We start from the raw sequence: 16,596 nt of genomic DNA on the forward strand, positions 1-16,596 counted from the left end.
CAGGCATGTGCATCCATGTTGTTTAGCTGGCTGCCCTCATGTGTGGGATATTTACTGTGATTCCCGCCAAAATTCATTCCGATCGGGCGTAATCCCACACATTCTTCAACAATGATTCTCGAGAAGCGCTACACTGAGAATCATGCGAATTGCGACTCTTACATCCGGCGGCGATTGCCCCGGCCTCAACGCTGTGATCCGCGGCATTGTCCGCACATGTTCTGAGTACGGCTCGACCGTCGTTGGATACCAAGACGGCTGGGTGGGGCTCATGGAAGACAAGCGCATTCAACTATATGACGATGAAAACATCGATCGTATCCTGTTGCGCGGCGGAACCATTTTGGGTACCGGCCGCCTTCACCCTGACAAGTTTAAGTCTGGTCTTGACCAGATTAAGGCAAACCTTGAGGATGCAGGTATTGATGCACTGATTCCTATCGGTGGCGAAGGTACACTTAAGGGTGCCAAATGGCTATCTGATAATGGTATTCCTGTAGTTGGCGTGCCTAAGACGATCGACAACGACGTTAACGGTACGGATTACACTTTTGGCTTTGATACCGCAGTCTCTGTTGCTACGGATGCTATCGACCGACTGCACACTACAGCTGAGTCTCACAACCGTGTGATGATCGTTGAGGTTATGGGTCGTCACGTTGGCTGGATTGCGCTGCACGCCGGCATGGCAGGCGGTGCGCATTACACAGTCATTCCTGAGCAGCCATTTGATATTGCAGAGATCTGCAAGGCAATGGAACGTCGCTTCCAGATGGGTGAAAAGTACGGCATTATCGTCGTGGCGGAAGGTGCACTGCCTAAGGAAGACACGATGGACTTTGCCGAGGGCGGCGTCGACCAATTTGGCCACCAAACGTTTAATGGCATTGGTCAAGTAATTGGTGAGGAAATCAAGAAGCGCCTCGGCCATGACGTTCGTACCACGGTTTTGGGGCATATCCAGCGTGGTGGCACACCTACTTCTTATGACCGCGTTTTGGCAACCCGTTACGGTGTTCATGCAGCACGTGCGTGCCACAACGGTGATTACGGCAAGATGGTTGCGTTGCACGGTGAACATATCGATCTGATTCCGCTCGAGGACGCGGTAGATACGCTAAAGACTGTCCCTGACGGACGTTACCGCACAGCACGCGCCCTGTTTGGCTAAAAATTGGGGGAGAATCCACTTTCGAAGAGCTTTCTTCGGAAGTGGCTTTCTTCGTTATAGACCCCCGAATCTACGATTTTTAAGAGAAGGCATTAGACTATTTCACCATGACTGCTGCGATGTATGACCTGATGGATTATGACGAGGTCCTAGAGAAGTTCGATCCGGTAATGGGTCTTGAGGTTCACGTTGAGTTAGCAACCGAAACCAAGATGTTTTCGGCACCGTCTGCACATTTCGGCGCTGAACCAAACTCCAACGTAGACCCAGTATCGTTGGGCTTGCCTGGTGCATTGCCCGTCGTTAATGCTAAAGGCGTTGAATGGGCTATCAAGATCGGTCTGGCTCTCAACTGCAAGATTGCTGAGTCTTCTCGGTTCGCCCGAAAGAATTACTTCTACCCAGATCAGCCAAAGAACTACCAGATTTCGCAGTACGATGAGCCGATTGCTTATGACGGCTACCTTGACGTAGTGCTTGACGACGGAACCCCGTGGCGTGTGGAGATCGAGCGCGCCCACATGGAAGAAGACACCGGTAAGCTCACCCACTTGGGTGGTGCCGACGGCCGTATCCACGGTGCGACAGCTTCGCTCGTCGACTGCAACCGCGCAGGTATCCCGCTTATCGAGATCGTGACCAAACCTATCGAAGGTGCTGGCGAGCGTGCGCCTGAAGTTGCTCGCGCATACGTTGGAGCTCTTCGTGATTTGGTTAAGGCCTTGGGGGTTTCCGATGCTCGCATGGATCAAGGCTCCATGCGTTGCGACGCAAACGTTTCTCTGCGTCCAGTAGGAACTGTTGAGTTCGGTACCCGTACCGAAACTAAAAACATTAACTCTTTGAAGTCGGTGGAGCAGGCTGTTCGTTATGAGATGCAGCGTCAGGCTCAGGTCCTAGAAGATGGCGGTGAGATCGTCCAGGAAACTCGTCACTATCAGGAAACCGATGGGTCGACTTCTAAGGGACGTCCAAAGGAAACGGCAGAGGATTACCGCTACTTTAATGATCCTGATCTGCCACCAGTGATTGCTCCTAAAGAATGGGTAGAGGAGATCCGTGCCACCCTTCCGGAGCTTCCGTGGATTCGTCGTGCTCGTATTCAAAAAGAGTGGGGGCTTAAAGACGAAGAAATGCGTGACTTGGTCAACGCAGGTGCTTTGGATCTGATCGTTGAGACAGTCGAAGCTGGTGCATCGGCATCTGAGGCACGCTCGTGGTGGGTTGCTTACCTTTCACAAAAAGCAAACGAGTCTGGAGTTGAACTTGATTCCTTGTCAATCACTCCGCAGCAGGTAGCTCGCGTTGCTGCACTGGTGAAGGAAGGAAAGCTGACCAATAAGCTGGCGCGGCAGGCTGTAGACGGAGTTCTTGCCGGTGAGGGTGACGTCGATGAGGTCGTTGCTGCTCGTGGCCTCGAAGTGGTTCGTGATGATGGAGCTATTGAAAAGGCAGTGGATGAAGCCTTGGCCGCTAATCCCGATATTGTTGAGAAATACAAGGCTGGAAACACCAAGGTCACCGGCGCAATTGTTGGTGCAGTGATGAAGGCTACGCGTGGCAAGGCTGACCCTGCTCAGGTAAATAAACTGATTGCAGAGAAACTCGCATAACCTCAGCAATTAGGTTGCCCCCTTTTATCGTGTGTATTCGCGCGTTTGAAGGGGGATATTTTTATCTCTTGCTGCGGTGAGAAGTTGCGCGCACAATAGGGGAGTATGACTTACTCACGGCAAGCAGCGCAGGTATATACTCCTGCGGTTCAACGGTACGAGGATATGGAATACCGGCAGTGTGGCCACTCGGGCCTTCGACTGCCAGCAATTAGCCTAGGTTTCTGGCATAATTTTGGTGACGATAAGCCGCTAGCTAATCAGCGCGCCATTGTTCGTCGCGCGTTCGACCGAGGCATTACACATTTTGATCTGGCAAATAACTACGGGCCTCCAGAAGGTTCGGCAGAGATCAATTTTGGAAGAATCTTCCGAGAAGATTTGGCCCGCCACCGGGATGAAATCGTTATTTCTACCAAGGCAGGGTGGAACATGGGAGCAGGTCCATACAGTTTTGGTGGTAGCCGCAAGTACTTGATGGATTCACTGGATTCTTCACTTGATCGCCTAGGGCTTGATCACGTGGATATTTTCTATCATCATCGTCCAGATCCAGATACGCCTTTGGAAGAAACTGCATATGCTTTGCGAGACATCGTGGCATCCGGCAAGGCTCGCTATGTGGGAATTTCCTCCTATGGACCTGAACTAACCGCAGAGATCTCGGAAATTCTAGCTGGTGAGGGCTGCCCGCTGCTGATTCATCAACCGAGCTATTCTATCTTGAACCGCTGGGTAGAAGAACCAGGTGAAGATGGCGAGAACCTGTTAGAGTCTGCGGCGAATAACGGACTGGGTGTTATTGCATTTTCGCCACTTGCACAGGGGCTTTTAACTGACAGGTATCTCGAGGGCGTGCCAATGGATTCACGGGCAGCAGCAGGGAAGTCCTTGGGTAAAGAGATGCTCAACGCTAAAAATCTTGACATGGTGCGTGCACTGAATGATTTAGCGTTACGACGTGGCCAAACGTTGGCACAGCTGGCTATTGCGTGGGTGCTGCGGGAGCAAGGCGATTATGGGGCCACAACGGTAACCAGTGCGTTGATCGGAGCATCGTCGGTAGCGCAGCTGGATCAAAATCTGGGAGCTCTTAATAATCTTGAGTTCAGCGTTGAGGAACGCAATTATATTGACACTGTTGCCAAGGACGCTGGAATTAATATTTGGGCGGGTGCTACTGCCTCGAAGGTTCACGATTAAAGGCGGGGTAGCTTAAAGAGCAATGAGCCTAGTGCATGATGAGACGTGCGCACATGATCATCATGATGATTCCGATTGCTATGTTGATATATCGCCACACGGCTGGCCGAGATAGCACGGTAGAAAAGCGTGTGGAGGTGTATCCAATAAACGGAAACCACGTCAGGCTCGCGCACAGTGCGCCGAGGGCGAAGATCCAGCGCCCGTCGGGACCGTGTTGGTTGGCGATTCCTCCCAACATGACAAGAACGTCTATATAAGCGGCTGGATTTAGCCACGTGAAAGCCAACGCTGCAAGCACTGGTTTAACCCACGTGCGCTGCGCTGACTTGGGTTGAGCTTTTGTGCGTGTTTTAGTGATCACTCCGGATGATGCGTCAGCCGCTGGTTCGTAGGCCACCGGTTCGCTTTGCTCGACTGTGAGCGCTTGGCCGTGACGTTTAAATGCTTCTTTAAAACAAGTGAATCCGAAATAGAGCAAGTACGCTACACCGAGCCATTTCAGTACTACTAGTGCGATGGGGGCACGATCGACTAATGCGCCGACACCGGCAGTGCCTCCAAAAATGAGGATCACGTCAGAGAGTATGCATACAACCAGAATGGGGATTAGACCTTCGCGTTTAATGCCTTGACGAATAATCAAGGCATTTTGTGGCCCGATGGCCACGATCAAGGACAGACCCATGAGGAATCCAGCGATAGCAATACTCATACTAAGCAATATGCTCCTCTGAAATGCTGAAGTAAAATAACAGACTTTCAGGTTGGGTTAGAATTGCTTCATGAATCCGCTTCATTTAGAAACCTTGCTCGCAATAATCGACGAAGGCAGCTTCGAAGATGCGGCTTTTGCATTAGGAATTTCTCCTTCAGCAGTAAGTCAGAGGATTAAGGCGTTGGAGCGGGAGACTGGTCGAGTAGTGGTACGCCGTACGTCACCAGTCACTGCAACTGATGCTGGCGAGGTACTGGTGCAATCGGCACGACGTATGGCACTTCTGCAGGCCGAAACAAACGCTCAGTTGCGGGGAAGAATTGAGCGGATTCCATTGTCTGTAGCTGTCAACGCAGATTCTTTGGCCACATGGTTTCGCCGGGTGATGGCAAGTGTGGCGGAGATGGATAACGCCACATTGCATATGCGTATCGAGGACGAGTCGCATTCGTTGTCGTTGTTGCGTCGCGGAGATGTCCTTGGCGCTGTAACGGGGGAAAAGACACCTGTATCTGGTTGCGACTCGATAGCGTTAGGTGCATTCCGATATTTTGCGGTGGCAAGTCCGAAGCTGTTGGATCGCTACACCATAGACGGTGCTGTTGATTGGGAGCGGATGCCAGTATTGCGATTTGGCCCTCGGGATGGGCTTCAAGACCGTGATATTAAGCGTCGTCTTGGTGAAGTTCCGGCAGGGCGACGTGTTAATGAGATCCCTTCATCGGAGGCATTCATGGAAGCGGCCCGTGTGGGATTGGGCTGGGCAATGCTCCCCGATATTCAAGCGTTACCGCTTTTGGATTCTGGTGAGGTAGTGATGCTAGATAGCGAGGTGCACGAAGTTCCGCTGTATTGGCAGCGATGGCGGTTGGAATCTCCAGCCCTAGAGCGGTTGACTCAAGCGGTAGTGGATGCAGCCCTCGAGGGACTACATCCACTGTCTGCCTAGTTTGTGCTCGTTATTGGCCGTCGATCTTATTCTTAAGACGCTCTTCGTAGGAAATTTCTCTAGGTAGGGTCACGCCTTCCGCGAAGGGGCTATCGCCTAGTTTTTCACGACCATGAGGGCTAAAGAAGCTTTCTAAACTTGGTCCCTTGGGTACGATCTGGGTTGGGTTTACGTCTTGATGCGTGATGTAGTAGTGCTGTTTGATTTCTGTGAAATCGGTGGTGTCTCCAAAACCGGGTGTCTGGAACAGATCACGTAGGTAACCCCAGAGGTTGGGCATTTCAGTGATCTTGTTTCGGTTGCACTTGAAGTGGCCATGATAGACGGCGTCGAATCGCACCAAGGTGGTGTAGAGATAAATATCTGCGATCGTGATGTGTTTACCGACTAGATAACGTTGGTGGGATAAACGTTCTTCTAGCCAGTCAAGAGCGGTAAACAGTCGATCGTAGGCCTTGTCATAGGCTTCTTGGGAGCCGGCGAAACCGCATCGGTATACACCATTGTTTACTTCGGTGAATATCCGCTTGGTTATGGCATCAATTTCTTCACGTAGGGTCTCTGGATAAAGATCAGGTGCGCCGGGACGTTCGTATTTGCTCCATTGATCATTGAGATCACAGACGATGCTCGGGTAGTCGTTAGTAACAACTTTTCCAGTAGCTACTTCCACAATGGCTGGAACAGTAATTCCGCGCGGATAGTCCGTAAAACGTTTTAGGTAGGCGTCGCGAAGCCTAGGAATTCCTAAAACTGGATCGACTTCGTTTGGGTCAAGGTCGAAGGTCCATGAGCGCCAATCATGGGTTGGTCCGACGAGGCCTAGCGAGATGACATCTTCAAGACCTTTGAGTCGTCGAGTGATAACGGTACGGTGTGCCCATGGGCAGGCTCGTGCAGCTACTAGGCGATAACGTCGAGGTTCTGCAGGCCAGAGGGTGTGTCCGTCTTCTAGTGGAGTAGGGGCAGAGACACTATCGACGATTCGGTCGTCGATGTATTGGGTATCGCGGATGAATTCGCCGCCATTTTCTGTGGATGTGTACTTCTCATATTGTGTGGACATGTCAACAACTATAGTGATTGTTGACATGTAAGTAAAGTGTGTTGAAAACGAATGCGATTGCTAGCATATGAATCACTATGGCAAGGAAAAATAGGCGGGCGCGTGCGCGTCGCCGATCTTTTATAAGGAAAACAAGTCGTCTGCTGGCAGGATTTGCAGTGGTCATGGCCTCTGCCGTCGTGATCCAAGGATCATGGTCTGGGCTCGAACCTCAGCGATGGGAAGACAGCATTCGCGACGTTTTGAGTCCTGCGGCAACTGCCGAAGTGGACCCATCACGTGCGGACGTCATAGCGCTTAATGCTCTAACTATCGACGATTCCTTTGGTGATAAGCCTGCATACAGCAGGACTCACTTTGGCAACAACTGGGCTGATAATGTCTCGGTAGCTGGCGGCCACAATGGTTGCGATACCCGAAATGACATTCTTCAGCGTGACCTCACCAACATTGTATTCCGGCCGGGGACACGTAACTGTGTCGTATCAACCGGAAATCTACACGACCTCTACTCGGGTGTTGACGTAGCATTTACCCGCGGTCCTAAGACGTCGACCATGGTGGAAATTGACCACGTGGTAGCGCTTGGCAATGCTTGGTATGCCGGTGCATGGCAGTGGGATGACGAAACTCGCCGCAACTTTGCCAATGATCCCATCAATCTTCAAGCAACTACACACGCGGAAAACCAAGCGAAAAAGGCAAAAACGGCTGATCGCTGGATGCCTAGTGATCCGCAATACCACTGCACGTACGCACAACGGCAAACAACCATCAAATCTACCTACGGTTTAACTGTTACCAGCCGTGAAAAAGATGCCCTTATGAAGGCATTGGCAACCTGCTCCTAAAATACGGTTATCAGTTTGTAATAGGTGGCGCGCCGAGGAAATACTACGTCAACTCGGCAAAACCCCTACGCTGGTCTACATGGCCGACAACAATATCCCCGATCGCGCGAGCGATTTTGACGATGACATCCCCACCTATAACGGTGGGGGAAACAACGGCGCAGAGACTTCGTCTGCACCTAATTCAGCGCATCAGGGCGCACCTAAAAAGCTAGGCAGTGGGCTTTCGGCGGCCGAAATTTATGCTCGTGCCGGTCGTGCTGCACCGCAATCTATTAGCCCGCAACGGCCAGCGGCCAAAGTGGTAGCCAACAGTGAAAACGAAAATAAAAAAGACACTGAAGTAGTGGCTCCAGATACGCAGCCAGAAGATAGTTACAAAACGACTATCATCGAGCGCCCAGCTGTAGCACCTCAACCAGTGCTCAACGACGATCCTCATAGCAAACCATTAGCTTCAGATGCGCCGACTACGGTTTATACCGTTGCCCAGCCACAACCAGCTGAGCCGGAACCAGCGCCTGTGACGGACTATCATGACGAAGATTTTGCTCCGACGCCCGCAACACCAGTAGCGCCTGCAACTGCTATTGCTGAACCTGTGCCGGCGCCAGTAGCCGCTCCAGCAGTTGCCCCAGCCGTAGCACCAATGGTAACTGCTTCGAATCAACCAGTGCACAATGGAGAACCACATCGACGTGGAACTATCGACTTTGGCATTTTGGTTTTGCGCCTATTTTTTGGCACTTGGCTCATCCTTAAGTCAGTGACGGTATTTTTTGCCATGGGATCCCATGGTGGAATCAACGCACTCCAAGAACAATTTGGTGCCTATCCTTATGCCAGCACTTTAGCGGTAGCTATTCCAGCACTTGAGCTGGCAGCAGGTGTGTTCTTAGTCTTCGGATTGCTTACTCCGGTAGCGTCCGCGTTAGCTATCATTGCCACTTCATTCATGGCGCTTCACGGTATTACTAAAGCCGGCGGAATTGATATTTTTGATCATGAAAGCTCAGTGTGGTTTGCCATATTCCTCCTGATTATTGCGGTTGTTTTGCAATTTACAGGGCCAGGAAAATACTCCTTTGACATTTCTCGCACGTGGGCGATTCGTCCACTTGCATCCTCGTGGGTATTTGTAGTCGTAGCAGTCGCAGCTGCAGTAGCGCTGTGGTGGTTTGGAGCAGCAGTTAACCCATTCGCATAGTTTTATCACAACAAGATAGTCAAAGGCCCTGGTTCCCTCTGGAATTAGAGAGGGTTAGGGCCTTTAACTTAGTGGGTTAGTCTAACTGACGTACGGCGCCTTTGTCTGCGGATGTTGCCATGGATGCGTACGCGCGCAATGCCTTGGATACAGGTCGATTGCGGTTGGTTGGGGTCCATGGTTTTTCACGTTCCAACATAGCTGCACGACGCTGTTCGATCACGGCATCGTCGACATCTAGATTGAGGCTGCGGTTCCTAATATCGATGGTGATTGTGTCGCCGTTTTCCACCAGTCCAATCAGGCCGCCATGTGCAGCTTCTGGAGAGATATGGCCAATGGAAAGCCCAGAAGTACCACCAGAGAATCGGCCATCGGTGATCAGGGCACAAGCTTTTCCTAAACCTGCACCCTTTAAAAAGGAAGTGGGGTGGAGCATCTCTTGCATACCAGGGCCACCAGCTGGTCCCTCATATCGAATCACGACAACATCACCCGGTTGAACCTGCTTGTCTAGGATGATCGACACGGCCTCTTCTTGGCTTTCCACGACGCGTGCTGGGCCGGAAAAAGTCCAGATCGATTCGTCAACGCCGGCGGCTTTTACAACGGCTCCGTCAGGGGCAAGATTGCCGCGCAGAATAACTAGGCCACCATCGGCCGAGTATGCGTGGTCAACGTCGTGAATACACCCACGGGCCTGATCCGTGTCGAGTGAATCCCATCGATTTGATTGAGAAAATGGCTCGGTCGTGCGGACGCCGCCTGGCGCTGCGTGGAAGAGCTCGATGGCCTTGTCTGTTGCCTTTCCACCACGGATATCCCAGTCATCAAGCCATGAATCCATTTCCTTGTACAGTACGGTGTGCACACCTTTTTCTAGGAGATCGCGTCGGCGTAATTCTCCCAAAATTGCAGGTATTCCTCCTGCGCGATGGACATCTTCGATGTGGTAATTGCCGTTGGGTGCGACTTTAGAAAGGCATGGGATTCGGTGAGAAAGTGCATCGATGTCGGAGAGATCAAAGTCAATCTCTCCTTCTTGGGCGGCCGCTAGGGTGTGCAACACTGTGTTTGTGGATCCGCCCATCGCCATATCAAGAGCCATTGCGTTGATAAAGGCCTTTTTTGTTGCAATGTTTCGCGGTAGAACGGATTCGTCTTCTTCTCCGTAGTAGCGCTGGCATAGGTCTACGACTAGCTTTCCGGCTGTCTCAAAAAGCTCTCGACGTGCGGTGTGCGTTGCTAGGGTTGTGCCATTTCCTGGCAATGAGAGCCCTAGAGCTTCAGTCAAGCAGTTCATTGAATTAGCGGTAAACATTCCTGAGCAAGAACCGCAGGTGGGACATGCAGATTGCTCAATGGATAACAATTGATCATCATTCACGCTGTCTTTGGCTGATGCGGTGATTGCGGTGATCAGATCCGTGGGGGCGTGGGCTATGCCATCTGCTACGACTGCTTTGCCGGCTTCCATCGGTCCACCAGAGACGAAAACAGCTGGAATGTTTAATCGCAAAGCAGCATTGAGCATGCCCGGCGTGATTTTGTCACAGTTTGAGATGCAGACCATGGCGTCCGCTGTGTGTGCATTCACCATGTATTCAACGGAGTCTGCGATGATTTCGCGAGAAGGAAGTGAATAGAGCATTCCGCCGTGTCCCATAGCGATGCCATCGTCAACTGCAATGGTGTTGAATTCTTTGGGAACGCCTCCTGCGGCGCGAACTGCCTCGGCGACAATGTCTCCTACGTTTTTAAGGTGCACGTGACCAGGAACGAATTGGGTATAGGAGTTCACAATAGCCACAATGGGCTTGCCAAACTCATTGTCTTTGGTACCAGTAGCTCGCCAAAGGGCGCGGGCTCCAGCGGCGTTGCGGCCAACAGTGGTTACTCGTGAACGAAGTGGAAACATGATTTCTCGATCCTGTGAAACAGATTCATAGCAGTGCGTAACTTCGACGGAAAGAGCAGGCGGGGTGGTGAGACTCTTCGTTGAAGATAATGGTGAAGCGTAGGGTGACATGCTTCTGCTTTAGGAGGATACCGCCAAGTAACAACGGGGGTACCCCCATCCAGTGAGTGAATCTTACTGCATGGGAAATCATGTCCCATAATCGTGAGGTTTTTGGTGATGGATTGAGGACAGTATGGCCACCATCCCCAGTGGGAAGGCGGCCATACTAGCGGTTAAAGTGTGGAGTTATTTATTCTCTGCTTGGCGTTGTTCGTATTGCTCTTTCGTAAGCATTTCTTGGTATCCATCGCGGTGAACGATCACAATTTTTTCATCTGCCGCCATTTTTCCTTGCGTCAGTGCATCAGGAATTCGGCCACGGGATGCAGTTTCAAGTTGGGGGAGGGAATTAAAAGATACAGCTGGGAGGGGAAAAGACCTGCCATCATTGGTGTGCAGAATTGTCTTTGACCCTTTAAAACTCACTCCCTGAATTTCTTCCCACCGAGCTGCTTTGGTTGCGGCGGCGAGGTAACGAGCTTCGATTCCTGATTCAGACACGGTGGTGGAAGAGCGAAGTACCCACAGGATGAAAACGAGTGGGATGATCGGTAGCCAAAATAAAAGCGCTGGGCGTGCGCCGATCACCAGCAACATGATGGCCAGCATGACTCCAGCTGCTAGGAGATGGGTTCGTTCGGGGCGAAACACTACGGTCGTGTCTGAATTCATAATCTGTAATCCTAATGCATGTGCTCTGGAAGGGGATTGGTAGACGTGACCTGCACCATATGGGGGTAAATCGGTCAAATTCTATCAAATCTCAAAAAGGCTGGTGTATCGTCTCGTGTCATGAACATTATTCGACTTGTAGTGATTACCACTCGGCGCTTGCCGTAGCGGCTACAAGTCGTTTCCGAAAAGCGCCCTCGACAGCACCACACATGCTGAGCGGGGGCTTTCCTTATATCGGGCCACCATACTTGATGGATAACTTGACGGAAATGGCAATAGTGTTCACAGGTCATGAGGACTTGGCTGTAGGAAGTAAACCTTGGCTTTCGTTCGGCAGAAGTGCTAATTCGACCATTGGATAACATCCCGTCGCGGGAGGCCACATGTTGCAACATGTCAGTCCCCGCAATTACTACAAGGAGCTTGATGTCGTGGCAGCCTCCACTCAGCCCAATCAGCCCACACCAGCGACGTTAGCCCGACGTGCGCAGGTATTAAAGCCGGAGCGAATGACCGGTGCAGACGCAATCGTGCGATCGTTGGAAGAACTCGGAATCGACATGGTCTTTGGCCTTCCAGGCGGCGCTGTTTTGCCTCTTTATGACTCGTTGTATGCATCGACCAAATTGCGTCACGTTCTTGTACGTCATGAACAAGGCGCAGGTCATGCCGCAACTGGATATGCACAAGCTACTGGAAAAGTGGGTGTGTGTATTGCAACGTCGGGTCCAGGTGCAACGAACCTTGTAACGCCTATCGCGGATGCGCACTTGGATTCGGTGCCACTTGTCGCTATCACCGGACAGGTTGGGCGCTCCCTCTTGGGGTCTGATGCTTTCCAAGAAGCCGATATTCGTGGTATTACGATGCCGGTTACTAAGCACAACTTCATGGTTACGGATGTCAACATGATTCCGCAGGCGATCGCAGAGGCATTTTATCTGGCGGCTTCCGGTCGGCCAGGACCGGTGCTTGTCGACATTCCCAAGGATATTCAGCAGGCTGAGATCGACTTCCATTGGCCTCCAACTATTGATTTGCCAGGTTATCGTCCGGTGACTACTCCGCATAGTCGACCTGTTGAACAAGCAGCCAAGATGATTTCACAAGCTCGTAGGCCTGTTCTATATGTCGGTGGTGGCGTTATTAAGGCGAATGCTTCTCAAGAACTTCAAGCATTTGCTGAACACACTGGAATTCCAGTTGTTACTACTTTGATGGCATTGGGTGCGTTCCCTGGCTCGCATGAGCTCAATATGGGCATGCCTGGAATGCACGGAACCGTTCCAGCTGTGGGAGCTTTGCAAAAGAGCGATCTTCTCATCACTATCGGCGCGCGTTTCGACGATCGTGTCACGGGTGCACTGGCATCATTTGCTCCTGGCGCAAAAGTTATTCACGCTGATATTGATCCTGCGGAAATCGGCAAGATCAGAGCAGTTGATGTTCCAATTGTTGGTGACGCTCAAGAAGTTTTGACCGCGTTGCTTAATGTCTACAAAGACTTGGATCTGCCACAGCCTCGGCATGAGCGTTGGCTGCGATACCTCAATGGTTTGAAGAGCAATTATCCGCGTGGTTGGGAAAAGTCTGACGACGGCATGATTGAGCCGCAGGCGGTTATTAGGGCGCTTGCTAAGACGGTTGGTACTGATGCGATTTATGCTGCAGGTGTTGGACAGCATCAAATGTGGTCTGCACAGTTCCTTGACTTTGAAAAGCCACGTACGTGGCTCAATTCTGGCGGCTTGGGCACGATGGGTTATTCGGTTCCCGCAGCCCTAGGTGCTAAGGCTGGTTGCCCAGACAAAGAAGTTTGGGCAATTGATGGCGATGGTTGCTTCCAAATGACTAATCAAGAGCTTGCGACGGCAGCTGTGGAGGGCATGCCGATCAAAGTAGCCCTTATTAATAACGGCAATCTAGGCATGGTGCGCCAGTGGCAAACGCTCTTCTATGACGGTAACTATTCAAATACCAAGCTCCGCAATCAGGGGCAGTATATGCCGGACTTCGTGATGCTGGCGGAATCTTTGGGCTGTGCAGCTTTCCGTGTGACGGAGGAGACTGACATCGTTCCGACGATTGAAAAAGCACGAGCGATTAACGACCGCCCCGTGGTGATCGATTTTATTGTTGGTGAAGATGCACAAGTGTGGCCAATGGTTGCAGCAGGACATTCCAATTCTGACATTGAATATGCTCATGGGCTCCGTCCGCTTTTCGACGGAGAAAGCTCTGCTGCTGAGACTCCAGAGGATATCGACGATGTTATTGATGAGGCAACGCTTCTCGCACTTGAGGCGCAAAAACGTCACCTAGAACCTAAAGAAAATATCTAGAAAAGGAGCACTGTGATGCAACAGCAAGAAACGTTTCGGCACATCCTCAGTGTTCTGGTTCAGGATGTTGATGGCATTATCTCTCGTGTATCTGCAATGTTTACGCGACGTAGTTTTAGTCTTGTTTCCTTCGTGTCTGGCAAGACTGAAATGCATGGAATCAACAGAATCACCATTGTTGTGGATGCAAGTACACAAGATATTGAGCAGATCACCAAGCAGCTTAATAAGTTGATTCCAGTGTTGAAAGTGGTGCGCCTTGATGAGGACGTTACTGTAGCGCGTGCATTAATGCTGGTGAAAGTATCGGCCGATGCGTCTAATCGTCCCCAAGTAGTTGATGCTGCCAAAATTTTCCGTGCGCATGTTGTCGACGTCGCCCCAGATTCGGTGGTTATTGAGGCAACCGGCAATAAAGGTAAGTTGCGCGCATTGCTTGACGTCTTGGAGCCTTTTGGAATCAGGGAATTGATCTCTTCTGGTCAGATCGCACTGAACCGAGGATCAAAGACAATGGCACCGCAAAGTTCACGTTCCTAGGGCACTCAAAATTCTAAATAATTCACGAACGTCTCATTTAATGAGATAAAAAAGCAAAAATATCTCAATATGTGATATAAAGGGCAGAAGCCCACAACATACGAAAGGACTCCATCCTTATGGCTATCGAACTTCTTTATGATGTAGATGCAGACCTGTCGATCATCCAAGGCCGTAAAGTTGCCGTGATTGGCTACGGCTCTCAAGGTCATGCTCACGCGCAGTGCCTGCGTGATTCCGGTGTTGAGGTTGTTATCGGTTTGCGTGAAGGCTCTAAGTCTGCCGAAAAGGCGCAGGAGGCAGGTTTTGAGGTTAAGTCCAACGCCGATGCGGCTGCGTGGGCAGATGTTATCATGCTGCTCGCTCCGGACACCTCTCAAGCAGAGATCTTTACCCATGATATTGAGCCAAATCTTAAAGACGGCGATGCCTTGCTGTTCGGACATGGTCTGAACATCCACTTCGAGCTAATCAAGCCTGCTGCCAATATTACCGTTGGTATGGTTGCTCCTAAGGGGCCTGGTCATTTGGTTCGTCGTCAATTCGTTGACGGCAAAGGTGTGCCATGCTTGATTGCCATCGCTCAGGATCCAAAGGGTGAGGGTAAGAATCTTGCGTTGTCCTATGCTGCTGCTATCGGTGGTGCACGTGCTGGTGTTATTCCTACAACCTTCCGTGAAGAAACCGAAACTGACTTGTTTGGTGAGCAGGTTGTCCTTTGTGGCGGCCTTGAGCACCTGATGATGAAAGGCTTTGAGGTTTTGACTGAAGCCGGCTATGCGCCAGAGATGGCATACTTTGAGGTTCTTCATGAGATGAAGCTCATTGTTGACCTCATCTGGGAGGGCGGCATTGAGAACATGAACTACTCGATCTCGGAGACTGCCGAGTTGGGTGGTTATGTTGCTGGTCCTCGCATTATCACTCCTGAGGTCAAGGAGAATATGAAGGCTGTGTTGGCTGATATCCAGTCGGGCAAGTTTGTCCGTGACATGGTTGCTGATGTTGAAGCTGGTCAGCCTGAGCTCAAGCGTTACCGTGAAGAGATCGCCGCGCATCCAATCGGGGCTACGGGATCGAAACTGCGTGATCTGATGAGCTGGGTAAAGAATCCGCTCGATGAGACTGCCTAGTTTTGGATTTTAGGGGGTTAAGGGCCTCGCCTCAGTTGTGAACTGGGGTGAGGTCCTTGCTCTATGTTGGGCTTGCGAGGTAGAGAGTATCAGTACACATTATTTTCAATAAAGTGTAATAAATGAAAATATGGGCTATGCTGCACCATATGAGCAACCATCACCATGACCACCATAACCACCATGACCATCACCACGGAGCACCGTCGAGTAGCCGTGCTTTGTTGCTGGTTGCCGGCCTTACATTCGCCTTCTTCATTGTTGAGCTCGTCGGTGGTGCACTAGCCAAATCTTTGGCTTTGATGTCTGATGCCCTGCATATGCTGTCAGACTCCACGGGACTTATCATCGCACTTATTGCGGTTGTGATTGGGCGGAGAAAGGCTACGTCGCAAGCAACCTATGGATATAAACGCATTGAAGTTTTAGCAGCCTTGGTCAATGCTTTATCCGTTACCTTTATTACTGGGTGGATTGTCCTCGAGGCTATCCGCAGGCTTTCATCGCATACTGTGATCGATACGAGAACCACAATGGTTATTGCCATAATCGGACTCGTATTCAACATAGTGGGGGCGGTGGTCCTTCATGGACACAGCCATGAAGGGGTTAACGTCAAAGGCGCTTACCTTCATATTTTGGTGGACCTGGGAGGCTCGGTCGCGGTCATCGTTTCGTCGTTGCTGATTATGACTACAGGCTGGATGTGGTGCGATACGGCTGTGTCGGTATTGCTCGCAGTAATAATTTTGCCGCGTTCCTTGTCCTTAGTTCGTTCTACGCTGGGTATTTTGATGGAACGAGTTCCCAAGACTGTCGATGTTGAGACAATTCGATCACGGATTGCGCAAATTGATGGAGTAGGCGGCGTTCACGACGTTCATGTTTGGTCAATTGATGGACAACAAGACATAGCAACGGTCCACGTTGTGGTCGATGAGAACGTCAACGTTAAAGATTGCACGACTCTAGATCGGATACAAAAAGTCTTTCACGATGCAGGCATTGACCATGTCACAGTGCAGCTGGAACATGATACGCACATGAGTCATGAGTTACCTTGCCAACATTAGTGTGAGGGGAACCAAACACCTGTGAGCGAGATTCC

The 16,596-nt window shown here is 50.9% G+C and carries 14 protein-coding genes; 10 read left to right on the top strand and 4 right to left on the bottom strand.

Going from position 1 to position 16,596, the window contains the following annotated elements; all coding sequences use genetic code 11:
- Positions 1–142: 142 nt before the first annotated feature.
- From AT687_RS04870 to AT687_RS04880, 3 genes are all read left to right on the top strand, one after another.
- Positions 143–1,171 (top strand): ATP-dependent 6-phosphofructokinase, encoded by a 1,029-nt coding sequence (locus tag AT687_RS04870; protein ID WP_014310337.1) that lies wholly within the window; start codon positions 143–145, stop codon positions 1,169–1,171.
- Positions 1,172–1,278: 107 nt separating this feature from the next.
- On the top strand, positions 1,279–2,784 hold the full coding sequence (gene gatB, locus AT687_RS04875) for an Asp-tRNA(Asn)/Glu-tRNA(Gln) amidotransferase subunit GatB (protein ID WP_003851164.1): 1,506 nt from the start codon (positions 1,279–1,281) through the stop codon (positions 2,782–2,784).
- Positions 2,785–2,889: 105 nt separating this feature from the next.
- Positions 2,890–3,987, top strand: a complete 1,098-nt coding sequence (locus AT687_RS04880; protein ID WP_014303281.1) for an aldo/keto reductase — start codon at positions 2,890–2,892, stop codon at positions 3,985–3,987.
- A 28-nt stretch (positions 3,988–4,015) separates the two neighbouring features.
- On the opposite strand, the gene AT687_RS04885 is transcribed toward AT687_RS04880, so the two are convergent.
- Complete coding sequence (locus tag AT687_RS04885; RefSeq protein ID WP_014310338.1) at positions 4,016–4,702, bottom strand: LysE/ArgO family amino acid transporter; 687 nt, start codon at positions 4,700–4,702, stop codon at positions 4,016–4,018.
- Positions 4,703–4,772: 70 nt separating this feature from the next.
- Between AT687_RS04885 and AT687_RS04890 the strand changes: the two genes are divergently transcribed.
- Entirely contained in the window at positions 4,773–5,654 is an 882-nt protein-coding gene (locus AT687_RS04890) for a LysR family transcriptional regulator ArgP (protein WP_010934801.1), read from the top strand.
- A 10-nt stretch (positions 5,655–5,664) separates the two neighbouring features.
- On the opposite strand, the gene AT687_RS04895 is transcribed toward AT687_RS04890, so the two are convergent.
- Entirely contained in the window at positions 5,665–6,747 is a 1,083-nt protein-coding gene (locus tag AT687_RS04895) for a glutathione S-transferase family protein (protein ID WP_014306811.1), read from the bottom strand.
- 137 nt (positions 6,748–6,884) lie between these two features.
- On the opposite strand from AT687_RS04895, the gene AT687_RS04900 reads away from it, so the two are divergent.
- Both AT687_RS04900 and AT687_RS04905 read left to right on the top strand, forming a co-directional pair.
- Entirely contained in the window at positions 6,885–7,571 is a 687-nt protein-coding gene (locus AT687_RS04900) for an HNH endonuclease family protein (RefSeq protein ID WP_003851175.1), read from the top strand.
- 79 nt (positions 7,572–7,650) lie between these two features.
- Positions 7,651–8,778, top strand: a complete 1,128-nt coding sequence (locus AT687_RS04905) for a DoxX family protein (protein ID WP_014318953.1) — start codon at positions 7,651–7,653, stop codon at positions 8,776–8,778.
- Positions 8,779–8,854: 76 nt separating this feature from the next.
- Here the strand turns inward: AT687_RS04905 and ilvD are convergent, their stop codons facing one another.
- Positions 8,855–10,696, bottom strand: a complete 1,842-nt coding sequence (ilvD, locus tag AT687_RS04910) for a dihydroxy-acid dehydratase (RefSeq protein ID WP_003851179.1) — start codon at positions 10,694–10,696, stop codon at positions 8,855–8,857.
- A gap of 288 nt (positions 10,697–10,984) precedes the next feature.
- Entirely contained in the window at positions 10,985–11,470 is a 486-nt protein-coding gene (locus AT687_RS04915; protein ID WP_003851180.1) for a PH domain-containing protein, read from the bottom strand.
- A 386-nt stretch (positions 11,471–11,856) separates the two neighbouring features.
- Here AT687_RS04915 and AT687_RS04920 point away from each other — a divergent pair, with 386 nt between their 5' ends.
- From AT687_RS04920 to AT687_RS04935, 4 genes are all read left to right on the top strand, one after another.
- A complete protein-coding gene (locus tag AT687_RS04920) occupies positions 11,857–13,815 on the top strand; it encodes an acetolactate synthase large subunit (protein ID WP_014306813.1) in 1,959 nt (652 codons plus the stop codon).
- 15 nt (positions 13,816–13,830) lie between these two features.
- Complete coding sequence (gene ilvN, locus AT687_RS04925; protein ID WP_003851182.1) at positions 13,831–14,355, top strand: acetolactate synthase small subunit; 525 nt, start codon at positions 13,831–13,833, stop codon at positions 14,353–14,355.
- 119 nt (positions 14,356–14,474) lie between these two features.
- On the top strand, positions 14,475–15,488 hold the full coding sequence (gene ilvC, locus AT687_RS04930; protein WP_014318954.1) for a ketol-acid reductoisomerase: 1,014 nt from the start codon (positions 14,475–14,477) through the stop codon (positions 15,486–15,488).
- Between the two features lie 122 nt (positions 15,489–15,610).
- Positions 15,611–16,561, top strand: a complete 951-nt coding sequence (locus tag AT687_RS04935) for a cation diffusion facilitator family transporter (RefSeq protein WP_014310340.1) — start codon at positions 15,611–15,613, stop codon at positions 16,559–16,561.
- Positions 16,562–16,596 lie beyond the last annotated feature (35 nt).

Source organism: Corynebacterium diphtheriae (genome assembly GCF_001457455.1).
Classification (GTDB): domain Bacteria; phylum Actinomycetota; class Actinomycetes; order Mycobacteriales; family Mycobacteriaceae; genus Corynebacterium; species Corynebacterium diphtheriae.